Annotated in this window: 14 protein-coding genes; 10 read left to right on the forward strand and 4 right to left on the reverse strand. The window is 72.8% G+C overall.

The features are described 5' to 3' along the window. Positions 1 to 26: 26 nt before the first annotated feature. The gene (gene ctaD / locus PVK74_RS26995) at positions 27 to 1,784 is read left to right on the forward strand and encodes an aa3-type cytochrome oxidase subunit I (protein WP_043326216.1); all 1,758 of its coding nucleotides are present in this window, start codon (positions 27 to 29) and stop codon (positions 1,782 to 1,784) included. 215 nt (positions 1,785 to 1,999) lie between these two features. On the opposite strand, the gene PVK74_RS27000 is transcribed toward ctaD, so the two are convergent. From PVK74_RS27000 to PVK74_RS27015, 4 genes are read right to left on the reverse strand one after another with little or no spacing between them, the layout of a single operon-like run. After that, positions 2,000 to 3,229, reverse strand: a complete 1,230-nt coding sequence (locus PVK74_RS27000) for an MFS transporter (protein ID WP_274477518.1) — start codon at positions 3,227 to 3,229, stop codon at positions 2,000 to 2,002. Positions 3,230 to 3,268: 39 nt separating this feature from the next. Then, on the reverse strand, positions 3,269 to 3,850 hold the full coding sequence (locus PVK74_RS27005; protein ID WP_043326212.1) for an isochorismatase family protein: 582 nt from the start codon (positions 3,848 to 3,850) through the stop codon (positions 3,269 to 3,271). 11 nt (positions 3,851 to 3,861) lie between these two features. Then, the gene (locus tag PVK74_RS27010; RefSeq protein WP_043326210.1) at positions 3,862 to 5,148 is read right to left on the reverse strand and encodes a nicotinate phosphoribosyltransferase; all 1,287 of its coding nucleotides are present in this window, start codon (positions 5,146 to 5,148) and stop codon (positions 3,862 to 3,864) included. Between the two features lie 16 nt (positions 5,149 to 5,164). Next, positions 5,165 to 7,837, reverse strand: a complete 2,673-nt coding sequence (locus PVK74_RS27015; protein ID WP_064446921.1) for a LuxR C-terminal-related transcriptional regulator — start codon at positions 7,835 to 7,837, stop codon at positions 5,165 to 5,167. A gap of 192 nt (positions 7,838 to 8,029) precedes the next feature. On the opposite strand from PVK74_RS27015, the gene PVK74_RS27020 reads away from it, so the two are divergent. The 9 genes from PVK74_RS27020 to rdgB all read left to right on the forward strand — a co-directional run bounded on the left by PVK74_RS27020 (position 8,030) and on the right by rdgB (position 14,775). Next, complete coding sequence (locus PVK74_RS27020) at positions 8,030 to 9,556, forward strand: P-loop NTPase family protein (RefSeq protein WP_069087528.1); 1,527 nt, start codon at positions 8,030 to 8,032, stop codon at positions 9,554 to 9,556. Positions 9,557 to 9,671: 115 nt separating this feature from the next. Next, positions 9,672 to 9,962 (forward strand): ATP-dependent Clp protease adapter ClpS, encoded by a 291-nt coding sequence (clpS, locus tag PVK74_RS27025; RefSeq protein WP_030501849.1) that lies wholly within the window; start codon positions 9,672 to 9,674, stop codon positions 9,960 to 9,962. Continuing rightward, positions 9,959 to 10,462 carry a DUF2017 domain-containing protein gene (locus PVK74_RS27030; protein WP_030501848.1) on the forward strand — a complete coding sequence of 168 codons (504 nt, stop codon included), beginning with the start codon at positions 9,959 to 9,961 and terminating at the stop codon, positions 10,460 to 10,462. The genes clpS and PVK74_RS27030 overlap by 4 nt, the downstream gene beginning before the upstream one ends. A 54-nt stretch (positions 10,463 to 10,516) precedes the next feature. Beyond that, positions 10,517 to 11,005 (forward strand): M67 family metallopeptidase, encoded by a 489-nt coding sequence (locus PVK74_RS27035; RefSeq protein WP_030501847.1) that lies wholly within the window; start codon positions 10,517 to 10,519, stop codon positions 11,003 to 11,005. A gap of 67 nt (positions 11,006 to 11,072) precedes the next feature. Beyond that, entirely contained in the window at positions 11,073 to 11,411 is a 339-nt protein-coding gene (locus PVK74_RS27040) for a MoaD family protein (RefSeq protein WP_030501846.1), read from the forward strand. An 11-nt stretch (positions 11,412 to 11,422) separates the two neighbouring features. Beyond that, on the forward strand, positions 11,423 to 12,388 hold the full coding sequence (locus PVK74_RS27045; protein ID WP_043326204.1) for a PLP-dependent cysteine synthase family protein: 966 nt from the start codon (positions 11,423 to 11,425) through the stop codon (positions 12,386 to 12,388). Positions 12,389 to 12,612: 224 nt separating this feature from the next. Next, positions 12,613 to 13,359 carry an MBL fold metallo-hydrolase gene (locus PVK74_RS27050; RefSeq protein WP_043326202.1) on the forward strand — a complete coding sequence of 249 codons (747 nt, stop codon included), beginning with the start codon at positions 12,613 to 12,615 and terminating at the stop codon, positions 13,357 to 13,359. 73 nt (positions 13,360 to 13,432) lie between these two features. Beyond that, complete coding sequence (gene rph, locus PVK74_RS27055; protein ID WP_043326200.1) at positions 13,433 to 14,161, forward strand: ribonuclease PH; 729 nt, start codon at positions 13,433 to 13,435, stop codon at positions 14,159 to 14,161. Then, a complete protein-coding gene (gene rdgB, locus PVK74_RS27060) occupies positions 14,158 to 14,775 on the forward strand; it encodes an RdgB/HAM1 family non-canonical purine NTP pyrophosphatase (protein WP_043326198.1) in 618 nt (205 codons plus the stop codon). Before rph ends, rdgB begins: the two co-directional genes overlap by 4 nt. Positions 14,776 to 14,777: the final 2 nt, after the last annotated feature.

Here is a 14,777-nt window from a genome sequence, read left to right on the forward strand (position 1 = left end):
GGGACAACCAGAACCGGAGGCCACTCGTGACCACCGTCGCACCCAAGCCGGTCGTGACCCGGCCCTGGCCGGTCCGGGAGCCGGTCAAGGGGTCGGCCCTCGCGCGGCTGTTGCGCACCACGGACGCGAAGCAGATCGGGATCATGTACATGGTCACCGCGTTCGTGTTCTTCATGATCGGTGGCCTGATGGCCCTGATCATGCGTGCCGAACTGGCGCGGCCGGGCCTGCAGTTCCTGTCGCCCGAGCAGTACAACCAGCTCTTCACGATGCACGGCACGATCATGCTGCTGTTCTTCGCGACGCCGATCGTGTTCGCCTTCGCGAACTACGTGGTGCCGCTGCAGATCGGCGCGCCGGACGTGTCGTTCCCGCGGCTCAACGCCTTCGCGTACTGGCTCTACCTGTTCGGCGGCACGCTCGCCACCGCGGGCTTCATTGCCCCGGGCGGCGCGGCCGACTTCGGCTGGACCGCGTACACGCCGCTGAGCACCGCCGACCACGCCCCGGGCGTCGGCGCGAACATGTGGGTCGTCGGCCTGGCCATCTCCGGTCTGGGCACGATCCTCGGCGCGGTCAACCTGATCACCACGATCCTGACCCTGCGCGCGCCCGGCATGACCATGTTCCGGATGCCGATCTTCACCTGGAACATGCTGGTCACCAGCCTGCTGGCGATCCTGGTCTTCCCGCTGCTGGCCGCCGCGCTGTTCGCGCTCGCCGCGGACCGCCTGATGGGCGCCCACGTGTACGACCCGGCGACCGGCGGGCCGATGCTGTGGCAGCACCTGTTCTGGTTCTTCGGTCACCCCGAGGTGTACATCATCGCGCTGCCGTTCTTCGGCATCATCAGCGAGATCATCCCGGTGTTCTCCCGGAAGCCGATCTTCGGCTACAAGGGCCTGGTGGCCGCCACCATCGCCATCGCCGCGCTGTCGATGAGCGTCTGGGCGCACCACATGTTCGCCACCGGCCAGGTGCTGCTGCCGTTCTTCAGCTTCCTGAGCTACCTGATCGCGGTGCCCACCGGTATGAAGTTCTTCAACTGGATCGGCACCATGTGGCGGGGCCAGATCACCTTCGAGACGCCGATGCTGTTCTCGATCGGCTTCCTGGTGACCTTCCTCTTCGGTGGTCTCACCGGTGTGCTGCTGGCCAGCCCGCCGCTCGACTTCCACCTGCACGACTCGTACTTCGTGGTGGCGCACTTCCACTACGTGCTCTTCGGCACCATCGTGTTCGCCGTCTTCGCCGGCATCTACTTCTGGTTCCCGAAGATGTTCGGCCGGATGCTCGACGAGCGCCTCGGTAAGATCCACTTCTGGCTCACCATGATCGGCTTCCACACCACGTTCCTGGTGCAGCACTGGCTGGGCAACGAGGGCATGCCGCGCCGGTACGCCGACTACCAGGCCATCGACGGCTTCACCACGCTGAACACGATCTCCACGATCGGCGCGTTCATCACCGGTATCTCGACGCTGCCGTTCATCTGGAACTGCTGGAAGTCGTACAAGACCGGCCCGGTCGTCGAGGTCGACGACCCGTGGGGCTACGGCAACTCGCTCGAGTGGGCCACCAGCTCCCCGCCGCCGCTGCGCAACTTCGACCGCATGCCGCGCATCCGCTCCGAGCGGCCGGCCTTCGACGCGAAGTTCCCCGAGCTGGCCGCCGGGCAGAGCCTGGCCGGACCGCCCGAGGGTGGTGCGAAGCCGCTGACCAGCGAGGTCAACGGTGGCGCCAGCTACCAGGAGGACACCGCAGGCAACCTCGACCAGCGCTGAGTTTCGCGCCGTCACGTCGAGCCGGGCGCCGCACTCCCCAACGGGGGTGCGGCGCCCGCCCTTTCCGCCCTTTCCCGTCCCCGCCCGCCTGCCCCGCGGCACCAGTTCGGGGAAGTGGCGGTGTCCAGGGCGCGTGGATCCAGCCACTTCCCCGTACTGGCCTCGCCCTCCGCCTCGCGGGAGACACGAACTCCTGATCCCGCCGGCCGAGGGGATTAGCGGGAGGCTAGGGCCAGGTCGGGGTCCGGGATCGGGGTGCGGCGGTGGCGCAGCTCGATCGGGAGCACCACCAGCGCCACCAGCGCCCCGATCGCGCCGGTGACCGCGAAGCCCCACGCGGGCGCGGAGGCGTCGATCACCGCGCCGGCCAGCGGCGCGCCGAGCGCGATGCCCACCGTCACGGCGGAGCCGTGCAGCCCCATCGCCACACCGCGTACGGAGGGCGGGGCCAGCCGGCTGACCGCGTCGGAGGTGGACGCGAGGGTGGGCGCGCAGAGCGCACCGGCCGGGATCAGCGCGAGACAGAGCAGCCACCAGTGCGATCCGCCCAGCCCGACCGGGATGGTGGCGAGGCTCAGCACCGCCACCAGCGCCAGCGGGGAGAACGAGCGGCGTACCGCGCCGTACGCGAAGCCACCCACCAGCGAGGCGACCGCCCAGGCGGCGAGCACGACGCCGGTCCAGCCGACCTCGCCGCCGGAGCGGAGCACGGCGACCACTGCGACGTCGGTGCCGCCGAGCACGAGGGTGGCGGCGAGGCTGACCGCCAGCACGGCGAGCAGGCGCGGGGTGAGCCACTCGCGGCGGTGCACCGGGCGCTGCGGCCCGGTCTGCTCGTCGGCGGCCCGCACCGGCGGGTTGAGCAGCCAGAAGCAGATGCCGGAGCCGACGATCCCGGCGCCGACCGCCCACAGCGTCAGGCGCGGCGTGACGGCGGTGGCCAGGGCGACGGCGAGCGCCGGGCCGACCATGAACGACAACTCCATCGCCATCGAGTCCAGCGCGTACGCGGGGCGGCGCTTCTCCACCGGCACGAGCGCGGCGATCGACTGGCGGATCATCGAGAAGATCGGCAGCGCGAGCAGCCCGGCGAGGAACGCGGCCGGCAGCAGCACCGGGTACGGCAGTGTGGGCGCGGCGGACCAGAACAGCGCCTCGGCGACGGTGGTGAGCACCAGCACCGGCCGCAGTCCCCGGCGGTCGATGAGCCGCCCGAGCAGCGGGGCGCCGACCGCCGCGCCGATGGTCGACGCGGCGCCGACCAGGCCGGCGGCGCCGTAGCCGCGGCCCAGGTCGAGCACCACGTAGAAGGTGAGCGTCACCCCGGTGGCGGTGAGCGGCACGCGGGCCAGCACCGACACCAGCAGCAACGATCGGACACCGGGTAGGGCGAGCGCCTCCCGGTAAGGCTTCAGGTTCACGACGGTCCGTACCTCCGGCGTCATCCTGGGGCCGGGGTACGACACCCGCAAGCGATTACCGGGTCAAGCGGTGGCGATCACAGGCTCGCCCACCATTGTCACCCCGGCGCCGTCGAGGGCCCGCAGCGCCACGTCGAGCGTGTCCGGCGCGACGGCGGCGGTCAGGTCGAGCAGCACAGTGGTCCGGAAGCCCTCCCGGGCGGCGTCCAGCGCGGTCGCGCGCACGCAGTGGTCGGTGGCGATGCCGACCACGTCGACCCGGTCCACGTCGTGCCGGCGCAGCCAGTCGGCCAGGCACTCGCCGTCGGGCGCATGGCCTTCGAAACCGGAGTACGCGGCCGCGTGCTCGCCCTTGTGGAAGATCGCCTCCACCCGGTCGGTCGCCAGCTCGGGGTGGAACTCGGAGCCGGAGGTGCCGACCACGCAGTGCCGGGGCCAGGAGTCGACGTAGTCCGGCGGGTCGCCGAAGTGCGCGCCCGGGTCGATGTGGTAGTCCTTCGTCGCGACCACGTGGTCCCACCGGTCCGGCTCGGCGGCGAGCAGCCGGGAGATCCCGGCGGCCACTCCCGCCCCGCCGCCGACCGCGAGGGAGCCGCCCTCGCAGAAGTCGTTCTGCACGTCCACGATGATCAGGGCGTTCGCCATCGGGTTCCTCCTCAGCTCGCGGGTACGACGGTGACGGGGACGGCCGGGTCGCCGGCGGAGAGCTTGAGCCCCTCCCACGGGATGGAGATCAGGCACTGGCGCAGGTGGTCCCGCGACTCCTCCAGCGTGGGCAGTGTCTCCGGCTCGCCCGACACCACGTACGAGCGCTGGAGCAACCGGTCGTTGGGCTGCCGGTCCGGCACGCCCTGCGGGACGATGACCTCCTCGGTGGCGGTCCCGGTCGGCTTGTGCCGGCGGACCGCGACCTTCCGGCCGCCGATGGTGGCCTTGTGCTCGGAGCGTTTGACCACCGGCCGCCCCTCCACCTCGACCAGCTTGTAGACCAGTCCGGCGGTGGGCGCGCCGGAGCCGGTCACCACGGCGGTGCCGGCGCCGTACATGTCCACCGGTTCGGCGGCGAGCGCGGCGATCGCGTACTCGTCGAGGTCACCGGAGACGATGATCTTCGTCTCGGTGGCGCCGAGCGAGTCGAGCAGCTCGCGGGACTGCTGGGCGATCACCGCGAGGTCGCCGGAGTCGATCCGGACCGCCCGCAGCTCCGGCCCGGCCACCGCGATCGCGTTGCGGATGCCCTGGGCGATGTCGTACGTGTCGACCAGCAGCGTGGTGTCCTTGCCCAGCGTGGCGACCTGGGACGCGAACGCGGCCCGCTCGTCGTCGTGCAGCAGTGTGAAGGCGTGCGCGGCGGTGCCCGCGGTGGGGATGCCGTAGCGCTGCCCGGCGGCCAGGTTGGAGGTGAACCGGAACCCGGCCAGGTACGCGGCCCGCGCCGCGGCGACGGCAGCCTCCTCGTGCGCGCGGCGGGAGCCCATCTCGATCAGCGCCCGCCCCCGTGCGGCGGTGACCATCCGGGCCGCGGCGGCGGCGACCGCGCAGTCGTGGTTGAGCACCGACAGCACGAGCGTCTCCAGCACCACGCACTCGGCGAACGTGCCGGACACGGTGAGGATCGGGGAGCCGGGGAAGAACAGCTCGCCCTCGGCGTAGCCGTCGATGTCGCCGGTGAAGCGGTAGTCGGCCAGCCACTGCGCGGCCCGGTCGTCCACCACACCGGTACGGCGCAGGAAGTCGATCTCGGCCGGGTCGAACCGGAAGTCGCGGATCATCTCGATCAACCGGCCGGTGCCGGCGACCACCCCGTACCGGCGCCCGGCCGGCAGCCGCCGGCTGAACACCTCGAAGACGCAGCTCCGGTCGGCCGTGCCGTCACGCAGCGCGGCGCTGACCATGGTCAGCTCGTAGTGGTCGGTCAGCAGCGCGGGGCGAAGGGTGCTCACCGCTCCAGCCTAGAGTTCAGTCCGGCTCCGTGCCGTCGTGCCCCGGCATCGACCGCAGCGCGGCCCGCAACTCGCCGCGCCCGGCGACGCCGAGCTTGCTGTAGACGCGCTGGAGGTGGTTCTCCACCGTTCGCGTGGACAGGAACAGCCGCTCCGCGATGGCCCGGCTGGTCACCCCGTCGGCGGCCAGGCGGGCGACCTCCCACTCCCGGTCGCTGAGCGTCGGGCGGAGCCGCCGCAGCGCCGGGGTGGAGATCTCGTCGCAGCGGCGCAGCAGGTCGGCGAGGCGTTCCCGGACCGGCCCGGTGGCGCCGGCGCGGGCGTTCCGCGTCCGGTGCAGCGCCATGGCGGTCGCCTCGGCGGCGTACACGGTCAGCTCGCGGTCGGCGAAACCGTCGGCGACGGCCAGCAGGGCGTCCGGGGCGCCGTCGGCGGCGGCCCGGCCGAACCGGGCGACGAGCGGCGGCAGCACGCCGTCGACCTTCTCGGAGAGCTCGGCCAGGCGTTGCGCCACGGTGCGCCGGCCGCCGTCGGTGCAGGTCGGGCCGACCGGCGCGGCGGCCTGGTCGAACCGGACCAGGTCGAGCAGGACGAGCAGCTCGTGCCCGGCCAGGCCGTCCTCGCGCAGCCGGTCGGCGAGCGCGCACAGGTGCTTGGTGGCCGCCGGCAGGTCACCCGTCGCGGCCTGGACCGCGCCCCGGGCCTGCTCCAGCCAGGGATAGAGCACGGCCATGCCGGGTGCGTGCGTCCGGTCCGCCTCGGCCATCGCGTCGGCCGCGTGCGTCACGTCCCCGCGCAGCGCGGCGGCCTGGGCGCGCTCGGCGTGCGCCAGCCCGGCGTACACGCGGCTGGTGGCGAGCACCGCGCACGCCTCCAGGCTGGTCCGCAGCGCCTCGTCGCCGCGCCCGCGCAGCCGCGCCGCGTACGCCTGGAGGATGGCCAGGTAGCCGGTGCCGAGCCGGAAGTCACCGGCCCCGGCCAGGTCGGCGAACTCGTCGGCGACTATCGCGTCGATGCCGGGCAGGTCGCCGGAGAGCGTCAGCCGGGTGCCCCGGGCCAGCTCCATGGCGAGCTGGAGGTAGGGCATGTCGGCCCGCCAGCACGCCGCCTCGGCCTGGACCCGGGCGATCGCGGTGGCGCTGCGCTGATACTGCCCCTGCGCGGCCTGGAGGTGGGCCAGCGTGCAGCGGGCCAGCTCCCGGGCGGCCATCGGGGCGGCCGGGCGGTCGAGCACCTCCTGGGCCAGCCGTACCGCGACGTCGACGTCGAGCCGGTGCAGTCGCATGATGGCCTCGAACGCGCGTACGCGAGTCCGGTCGGCGGGGTCGCGCAGCTCCTCGCCGCGCGCGGCGATCTCCTCCACCGTGGACTCCCGGTTGAGTCCCCAGTAGCTGACCATGCCCCGGACCGTCAGCCACCGGCTGCGCCGGCGGTCGTCGTGGATCTCCCCGGCGACCTGGTCGAGCACGCTGATCGCCTCGTCCGGCCGGTCGCCGAACATCAGGATGGTGGCCAGCAGCTCGGCCGCGTCGGTGCCGCCGCCGGCCTCCAGCGCGGCGCGGGCCAGCCGGGTGGCCAGCGGCACGTCGTACCGGCCGAACGCCTGGACCGCCGCGTCGAGCAGCAGGGCGACGTCCTGCGCCGTGCCCGAGTCGAGCCGCCACACCGCGACCCGCAGCAGGTCGTCGCGGCGGCGCGTGCCGACCTGCTCCAGCAGCCCGGCGAGGGTGGCCTGGAGCCGGCGGGTGCGGCTGACCGGGCAGTGCCGGCGCATCACCTCGCCGTAGAGCGGGTGCGCCAGGCGGACGTTGAGCCGCCGGTCGTCGTGGATCAGGGTGATGAGCCCGCGCTCCTCGGCCGTCTCCACGTCCGCCGGGTCGACCGCCCGTTCCAGCAGTTGCAGGCCCAGCGGCTCGCCGAAGGCGACCAGCTCGACCACCGCCCGGACGCCGGGGGTGAGCTGCCCGATCCGGGTGTCGATCAGGTCGGTGAGGCTGGGCGCCAGCTCCAGCCGCCCGGTCCAGGTCCAGATCCCGTACGTGCGGCGCAGCTCGTCGTCGGCGGCCAGGACCAGCTCGCGCAGCAGCAGCGGGTTGCCGGCGCAGAGCTGGAAGAGCCGGTCGGAGGAGCCGGCGTCGACCGGTCCACCCAGGATGGCGGCGAGCAGACCGGTGGTCTCGCTGCGGCCGAGCGGGCCCAGTTCGACCAGTTCGACCAGGTCGTCGGTCCAGAGCGCGCGGATCGGCAGCGGGATCTGCTCGCCGTTGCGCAGCGTCCCGATGACTGTGGCGTTCTCGGAGCGGGCGACCAGGTGCACAAGCGCGGCCGAGGGTGGGTCGAGCAGGTGCGCGTCGTCGATGGCGAGGACGATGGGCCGGCCGGCGGCCTGTTCCTGCAGCACGTCGACGGCCCAGCGCAGGATTCCGGCGGGGGAGAGCCCCTGCGGCTGGGTGGCGGGCAGCACCTGGACGAGCCCGCCGAAGGGGAGCGCGGCGGTGGTGGCGCTGGCCGCGATGGACCAGATCGCGTACCGCTCGGGGGAGAGCTCGGAGACGCCCTCGCGCAGCAGCCGGCTCTTGCCGACTCCGGCGTCGCCGCTGAAGAGCAACCCGCGCCCTCCGGGTCGGCCGATCGTCGACAACAGACGGTTGAGTTCATCCCTACGGCCGACGAACTCCCACCTACTCATCGGAGCAGCATATCGACCGTGTTCCGTCCGCGTGCGGGCCGTTACGCAGTGAAGTTGAGTAATCTGGCCGTTACCCATGAGTATCGGAGGTGTTCGTTGTCGGATGGCCGACAGCCGTACTCTTCCGACAGCCCCTGCAACCAGGGAAAAGCCGCGACCGGCACCCCGGTCGCCTGACCGGGAGGCCACCTGATGACGCCGGGTCCACTCCCCTCGGTCGACGTGCCCGACCCGCGCCGTCAGGCCGGCCCGCCCGGGTGCGCCCCGCTGCCGACCCGGCTCGGGGCGGCCACGCCCGGACCGGACGATCCGATGGCCGTGGTCGTCGCCGGCCCGGCCGGCGCCGGCCGGCGCGAGGTGATCGCCGGCCTGCTCGGGATCGACTCCGCGACGCTCGCCGTGCCCGCGGGAAGCAACCTGCTGGTCCAGCACGCCGAGAAGGCGACCCGCGCCGCGTACGTCCCGGGCTACCGCCAGCCGCACGCCTACGGCGCCGACCCGATGGCGACCGGCCCGGCGCTGGCCCGGCCGCCACGCCGGGTCGAGCTGAGCCTGCCCGACCCGCTGCTGCGGCACTTCGCCGTGGTCGACACGCCGGACACCGGCACGCTCGGCGTGGCCGGCGGCCGGGTGCTGCGCGACGCCGTCGGCCGGGCCGGCGCGCTGCTCTTCGTGATCTCCGCCGACCAGGCGTTCAGCGCGGCCGAGCTGCACCTGCTCGCCGAGATGGCGCGCGCCCGGGTCGAGGTGTTCTTCGCCGTCACCCCCGGCACGACCGGCTGGACCGCGTCGGCCGACGGCCCGGCGGCGGAGGCCACCGGTCCGTCCGCCCGCCGGCTCGACCCGGTGTCGGTCTCCATCGAGGCGCACCGCGCGGCGCTGCTGGCCGCGGTGCCGGCGCTCACCCCGGCCCGGTGGTTCCCGGCCCGCCGGGCCGAGCTGCCGCACCTGCGGCGTGCCCTGGTCGGCTGGGCCGCCGACGAGGGACTGCGCCGCGGCAGCGCAAGCCCGCCGGTGCCGCCCGGCGCGCACGGCCGGGTGCCGGTGCTGGCCGGCGTCGAGCCCGGCGAGCTGGCCGACCGGATCGACAGGGGGTCACGAGCCTGCGCCCGCCGGATCCGTCAGCACCTCGCCCTGGAGTTGGCGAACATCCACCTGCGGGTGGTGCAGGAGATCGTCTTCGGGGTCGGCTGCGTCGGCCTGCCACAGATGCTCGACCGCGAACTGGAGGCGCTGTCGCTGCTCGCCACCGCGCAGTGCGACGAGGCCGTCCGCGGTCTCGTCGACGCCGCCGCCGCCCGGGTCTTCGGCGCGCCGCTGGCAGAGGGCGTACGCGGGCGGATCGCGCACGCGGTGCGCTGTAGCCTGGCCGACCATCCGGACGGCCGGGAGCTGGACCGGGTCCTCCTGGTCACCAGCACGGCCGGGGTCGCCGCGCTGACCGGCGAAGGCGCTCTCGACGCCCTGGCCGGGCTGCCCGGCGGGCAGCGGGACGAGATGCTCCCGCCCGTGGGCGTCGCCCTCAACGGCGGCTGCTGGCAGCACTGGCGGGCGACCGACAACAACGACCCGAACGCCGCCCGGTCCTGGGCCCAGCGCGCGCTGCGCGAGGTCGAACTCGAACTGTCCCGCGAGGTGTCCCGCCGCTTCGAGGTGATCCGTCTCTCGCTGACCGGGGTGCTCGCCGATGCTGTCGACCACGGCATCCTGCTTGCCTGACCACGGCGCGGGCACACCGCGACCCGGGCTCGCGTACGCGGCCCGGGCGGGTGACGACGGCCGCCGCGGTGTTCCGGTTCATCGGTTCCCCGGATCCGGTGGCACGATGGGGGGCATGGCGGCTCCACAGGTTGCGCCGGTCGAGACGCCGGACACCGAAGAGGTGCCGGTCTCCGACCGGCCGTGGGTGACCATCGTCTGGGACGATCCGGTCAACCTGATGACGTATGTGACCTGGGTGTTCCAGAAGCTCTTCGGATACAGCCGGGAGAAGGCGGAGCGGCTCATGCTGGACGTGCACCACAAGGGCAAGGCCGTGGTGTCCACCGGCGCCCGGGAACGGATGGAGCACGACGCGGCGCAGCTGCACGCGTACGGTCTCTGGGCGACGGTGGAGAGGTCATGAGCATGTTCCGCCGCCGGGGCGACCACTACGTGGCGACGTTCGCCGTCGACGAGGTCCGGGTGCTGCGCAAGGTCGCCGCCGAGGTGGTCGGGCTGCTGACCGACGGCTTCGACCACGGTGACCCGGTGGTCGGCCGGCTCTTCCCCGACGTCTACCCGGACGACGACGCCGGCACCGCCGAGTTCCGCCGCTACACCGAGGGCGATCTGAAGACCGGGAAGATCGACCAGGCGGGCGCGATCCTCGCCGCCCTGCCCGACGGCGACTCCGGCGGCGAGGTGCGACTCGACGCGGAGGCGGCCGAGGCGTGGCTGCGCGCGCTCAACGACGCCCGGCTGGCGATGGGCGTACGCCTGGAGATCAAGGACGGCACCGACCTGGGTGAGGAGCTCGACGACGCGGTCGCCGAGGACCCCGGTTCGTCCCGGGTGTTCCAACTGTCGGTCTACGCCTACCTCGGTTATCTGCAGGAGTCCCTGCTCAACGCGCTCATCGACTGAGTGGTGACGGTTGCCACCTCGCCGCCCGGCCCGGCCAGGGGCTAGGCTGGTGGCGTGCTGAGCATCGACCGGTCGATCATCGACGCGATCGTCGCCCACGCGCGTCGGGACCACCCGGACGAGGCGTGCGGCGTGGTCGCCGGCCCCGTCGGCAGCGACACCCCGACCCGGCACATCCCGATGGACAACGCGGCCCGCTCCATGACCTTCTACGAGTTCGACTCGATGGAGCAGTTGCGGGTGTGGCGGGAGATGGACGACCGCGACGAGGAGCCGGTGGTGATCTACCACTCGCACACCGCGACCGAGGCCTACCCGTCCCGCACGGACGTCTCCTTCGCCGGCGAGCCGGGCGCGCACTACCTGCTCGTCTCGACCCGCGAGCCCGACACCGAGGAGATCCGCTCCTTCCGGATCGTCGACGGCGTGATCACCGAGGAACCGGTGAAGATCGTGGATGCCGCCGTGGACCCGAACGCCGTCCAGTCCTACATGTTCGGGCAGAGCCCGGCGACGGTCGACTACGAGTGTTCCGACCGCTGATCTTCAGCGCCGGCACCTTCCTTTTCCCGTCACCTGGCACCATCCCGAACGAGGAGCACGAGACATCATGGCCATCGAGGTTCGCATCCCCACCATCCTGCGCAGCTACACCGGCGGCGCGAAGGTCGTCGAGGGCAGCGGCGACACGCTCGCCGACCTGATCGCCGACCTGGATTCGCGGCACGGCGGCCTGAAGGCCCGCCTGGTCACCGACGCGGGCGTGCTGCACCGGTTCGTCAACGTCTACGTCAACGACGAGGACGTCCGTTTCCTGGGCGCGCTCGACGCCAAGCTCAACGACGGCGACAGCGTGACCATCCTGCCGGCCGTGGCCGGTGGCGCGTTCGGCTTCGCGGCCGCCGCGGCGATCGCCTCGCACGCGGTCTCCACGCGCGCCGCCCGCTGAGGGGGCCCGCGATGGCGCGGTACGACAGCCTGCTCGACGCGTGCGGTGGCACCCCGCTGGTCGGGTTGCCCCGGCTCTCGCCGACGGTTCCCGCCGGGGCGCCGCCGGTGCGGCTCTGGGCCAAGCTGGAGGACCGGAACCCGACCGGCAGCATCAAGGACCGCGCGGCGCTGTACATGGTGCGCGCGGCCGAGGAGGCCGGCCGGCTCCGTCCCGGTGACACGATCCTGGAGCCGACCAGCGGCAACACCGGCATCTCGCTGGCCATGGTGGCGAAGCTGCGGGGCTACCGGCTGGTCTGCGTGATGCCGGAGAACGTCTCCACCGAGCGGGTGCAGCTGCTCCGGATGTACGGCGCGGAGATCATCTTCTCGCCGGCCGCCGGTGGTTCGAACCAGGCCGTCGCGACCGCGAAGCAGATCTCCGCCGAGCACCCGGACTGGGTGATGCTCTACCAGTACGGCAACGAGGCGAACGCCCGGGCGCACTACGAGACGACCGGACCGGAGCTGCTGCAGGACCTGCCGGGCATCACCCACTTCGTGGCCGGGCTGGGCACCACCGGCACGCTCATGGGCACCGGCCGCTTCCTGCGGGAGAAGGTCGACGGGATCCAGATCGTGGCGGCCGAGCCGCGGTACGGCGAGCTGGTCTACGGTCTGCGCAACATCGACGAGGGCTACGTGCCCGAGCTGTACGACGCGGGTGTGCTGTCCCGCCGCTTCTCCGTGGGCACCCGGGACGCCGTGCTGCGGACCCGGCAGCTCGTCGAGGTGGAGGGCATCTTCGCCGGGTTCTCCACCGGCGCCATCCTGCACGCCGCGCTCGCGGTGGCGCACGAGGCGGTCCGCGACGGCCGCCGCGCCGACGTGGCGTTCGTGGTCTGCGACGGCGGCTGGAAATACCTGTCGACCGGCGCGTACGGCGGCACGCTCGCCGACGCCGAGGAGTCGCTGGAGGGGCAGCTCTGGGCCTGACGGTCCGGCGACGGTCCGGCCGGTGGTGTCCCCGCCGGCCGGACCGCCGCGCCTGCCCGGAGCGGACGTGTATGGGTGTCACGTTGATGACAACTTCCGGCAGATGATTCTTGCCCGACCGGGGCGGCGCGTAGGCTGCGCAGCGTGGCGAGCGCGTCGGTAGAGATCATCGGCGGCGTCGCCGCCGGCGCATCGACTACTCATGGTGAGATCGAGGCCACCGGATGAGACTGACCGTCCTCGGCTGCGCGGGCAGCTTCCCGGGCCCCGAATCGCCCTGCTCGGCCTATCTCATGGAAGCCGAGGGCTTCCGGCTCCTGATCGACTTCGGCGTGGGTTCGCTCTCCACGCTCCAGCGCTACGTCGGGCTGCACGCCCCCGACGCGGTCCTCCTCACCCACCTGCACTGCGACCACATGTTCGACGCGGTGTCCTACGTGGTGGTGCGCCGGTACGCGCCGGACGGTCCGTACCCGCCCCTGCCGATGTACGCCCCCTCCGGCGCGCCCGACCGGCTCGCCGCCGCGTACGGGCAGGAGGAGGGCTCGGTGGAGGACGTCTACCAGTTCTACGGCCTCCAGCCGGGCACGTTCCCGATCGGCCCGTTCAGCGTCACCGTCGACCGGATGAACCACCCGGTCGAGACGTACGGGGTGCGGCTGGAGCACGGCGGGCGGGTGTTCTGCTACTCCGCCGACACCGCGCCCTGCGAGGCGTTGCTGCGCCTGGCCCAGGACGCCGACGTGTTCCTCTGCGAGGCGAGCTACATGGACGGCGTGGAGAACCCGCCGGATCTGCACCTGACCGGCCGGGAGGCGGGCGAGGCGGCCACCAAGGCGGGCGTGGGGCGGCTGCTGCTCACCCATCTCGTACCGGCCTGGGGCAGCGAGTCGCAGACGGTGGAGGCGGCGGCCGGGGCGTACGCCGGGCCGCTGGACGTGGTGCGGCCCGGCGCCTGCTACGACGTGTGACCCCGGCGGCGGCCTGGCCGTGTCGGCGGACACCCGCGGACGATCCGATCACCGCACCGCATAGGGTGCAGGCATGGCGCGACCTGACGGGCGGGAGCCCGACCAACTCCGACCGGTGACCCTGACCCGGGGCTGGAGCACCCACCCGGAGGGTTCGGTGCTCGTCGAGTTCGGCGCGACCCGGGTGCTCTGCACGGCGAGCGTCACCGAGGGCGTGCCGCGCTGGCGCAAGGGTTCCGGGCTGGGCTGGGTGACAGCCGAGTACGCGATGCTGCCCCGGGCCACGAACACGCGCTCGGACCGGGAGAGCGTGCGCGGCAAGGTCGGCGGACGTACCCATGAGATCTCCCGTCTGATCGGCCGCAGCCTGCGTGCCTGCGTGGACCTCAAGGCGCTCGGCGAGAACTCGATCGTGCTCGACTGCGACGTGCTCCAGGCCGACGGCGGCACCCGGACCGCGGCGATCACCGGCGCGTACGTCGCGCTGCACGACGCGGTGACCTGGCTGGCCGAGCGCAAGGCGCTGGCCGGCAAGGTGGAGAAGGTGATGCACCGTTCGGTGGCGGCGGTGAGCGTCGGGGTGATCGGCGGCGAGCCGATGCTCGACCTCTGCTACGCCGAGGACGTCACAGCCGAGGTCGACATGAACGTGGTGTGCACCGGCGCCGGCGACTTCGTCGAGGTGCAGGGCACCGGCGAGGCGGGTGTCTTCGCCCGCGATCAGCTCGACGCGCTGCTCGACCTGGGCGTGGCGGGCTGCCTGGAACTGGCCGACGCGCAGCGGAAGGCGCTCTCGTCATGAACAAGGTCCTGCTGGCCACCCGGAACCGGAAGAAGCTCGTCGAGCTGCAGCGGATCCTGGACGGCGCGCTCGGCGCGCACCGGATCGCGCTGCTCGGCCTCGACGACGTCGAGGAGTACCCGGAGCTGCCGGAGACCGGCCTCACGTTCGGCGAGAACGCGCTGATCAAGGCGCGGGAGGGCTGCCGGCGTACCGGCCTGCCGACGATCGCCGACGACTCGGGGCTGGCGGTGGACGCGCTCAACGGCATGCCGGGTGTGTTCAGCGCCCGCTGGTCCGGCCGGCACGGCGACGACCACGCCAACCTCCAGCTCGTGCTGGACCAGGTCGGCGACGTGCCGGACGAGCACCGGGGCGCGGCGTTCGTCTGCACCGTCGCGCTGGTGCTGCCGGGCGGCAAGGAGCACCTGGTCGACGGCCGCCAGTCCGGCCGGCTGCTGCGCGCGCCGCGTGGCGAGGGCGGCTTCGGCTACGACCCGATCTTCCTGGGCGACGGGCAGGAGCGCACCAACGCGGAGCTGACGCCCGAGGAGAAGGACGCGGTCAGCCACCGCGGCAAGGCGCTGCGGGAGCTGGCCAAGCTGGTCGCGAAGGTGCTCCCGCCCGCCACCTGAGA

It is taken from the genome of Micromonospora chalcea (genome assembly GCF_028768405.1).
Lineage (GTDB): Bacteria > Actinomycetota > Actinomycetes > Mycobacteriales > Micromonosporaceae > Micromonospora > Micromonospora chalcea.

What these genes read in the sequence shown, in the direction of transcription:
- clpS (WP_030501849.1), top strand. Translation starts at nt 9,672, where the DNA reads ATGGCGGCTCCACAGGTTGCGCCGGTCGAGACGCCGGACACCGAAGAG.
- PVK74_RS27000 (WP_274477518.1), bottom strand. Translation starts at nt 3,229, where the DNA reads ATGACGCCGGAGGTACGGACCGTCGTGAACCTGAAGCCTTACCGGGAG.
- PVK74_RS27015 (WP_064446921.1), bottom strand. Translation starts at nt 7,837, where the DNA reads ATGAGTAGGTGGGAGTTCGTCGGCCGTAGGGATGAACTCAACCGTCTG.
- rdgB (WP_043326198.1), top strand. Translation starts at nt 14,158, where the DNA reads ATGAACAAGGTCCTGCTGGCCACCCGGAACCGGAAGAAGCTCGTCGAG.
- PVK74_RS27020 (WP_069087528.1), top strand. Translation starts at nt 8,030, where the DNA reads ATGACGCCGGGTCCACTCCCCTCGGTCGACGTGCCCGACCCGCGCCGT.
- PVK74_RS27040 (WP_030501846.1), top strand. Translation starts at nt 11,073, where the DNA reads ATGGCCATCGAGGTTCGCATCCCCACCATCCTGCGCAGCTACACCGGC.
- PVK74_RS27050 (WP_043326202.1), top strand. Translation starts at nt 12,613, where the DNA reads ATGAGACTGACCGTCCTCGGCTGCGCGGGCAGCTTCCCGGGCCCCGAA.
- PVK74_RS27005 (WP_043326212.1), bottom strand. Translation starts at nt 3,850, where the DNA reads ATGGCGAACGCCCTGATCATCGTGGACGTGCAGAACGACTTCTGCGAG.
- PVK74_RS27045 (WP_043326204.1), top strand. Translation starts at nt 11,423, where the DNA reads ATGGCGCGGTACGACAGCCTGCTCGACGCGTGCGGTGGCACCCCGCTG.
- PVK74_RS27030 (WP_030501848.1), top strand. Translation starts at nt 9,959, where the DNA reads ATGAGCATGTTCCGCCGCCGGGGCGACCACTACGTGGCGACGTTCGCC.
- rph (WP_043326200.1), top strand. Translation starts at nt 13,433, where the DNA reads ATGGCGCGACCTGACGGGCGGGAGCCCGACCAACTCCGACCGGTGACC.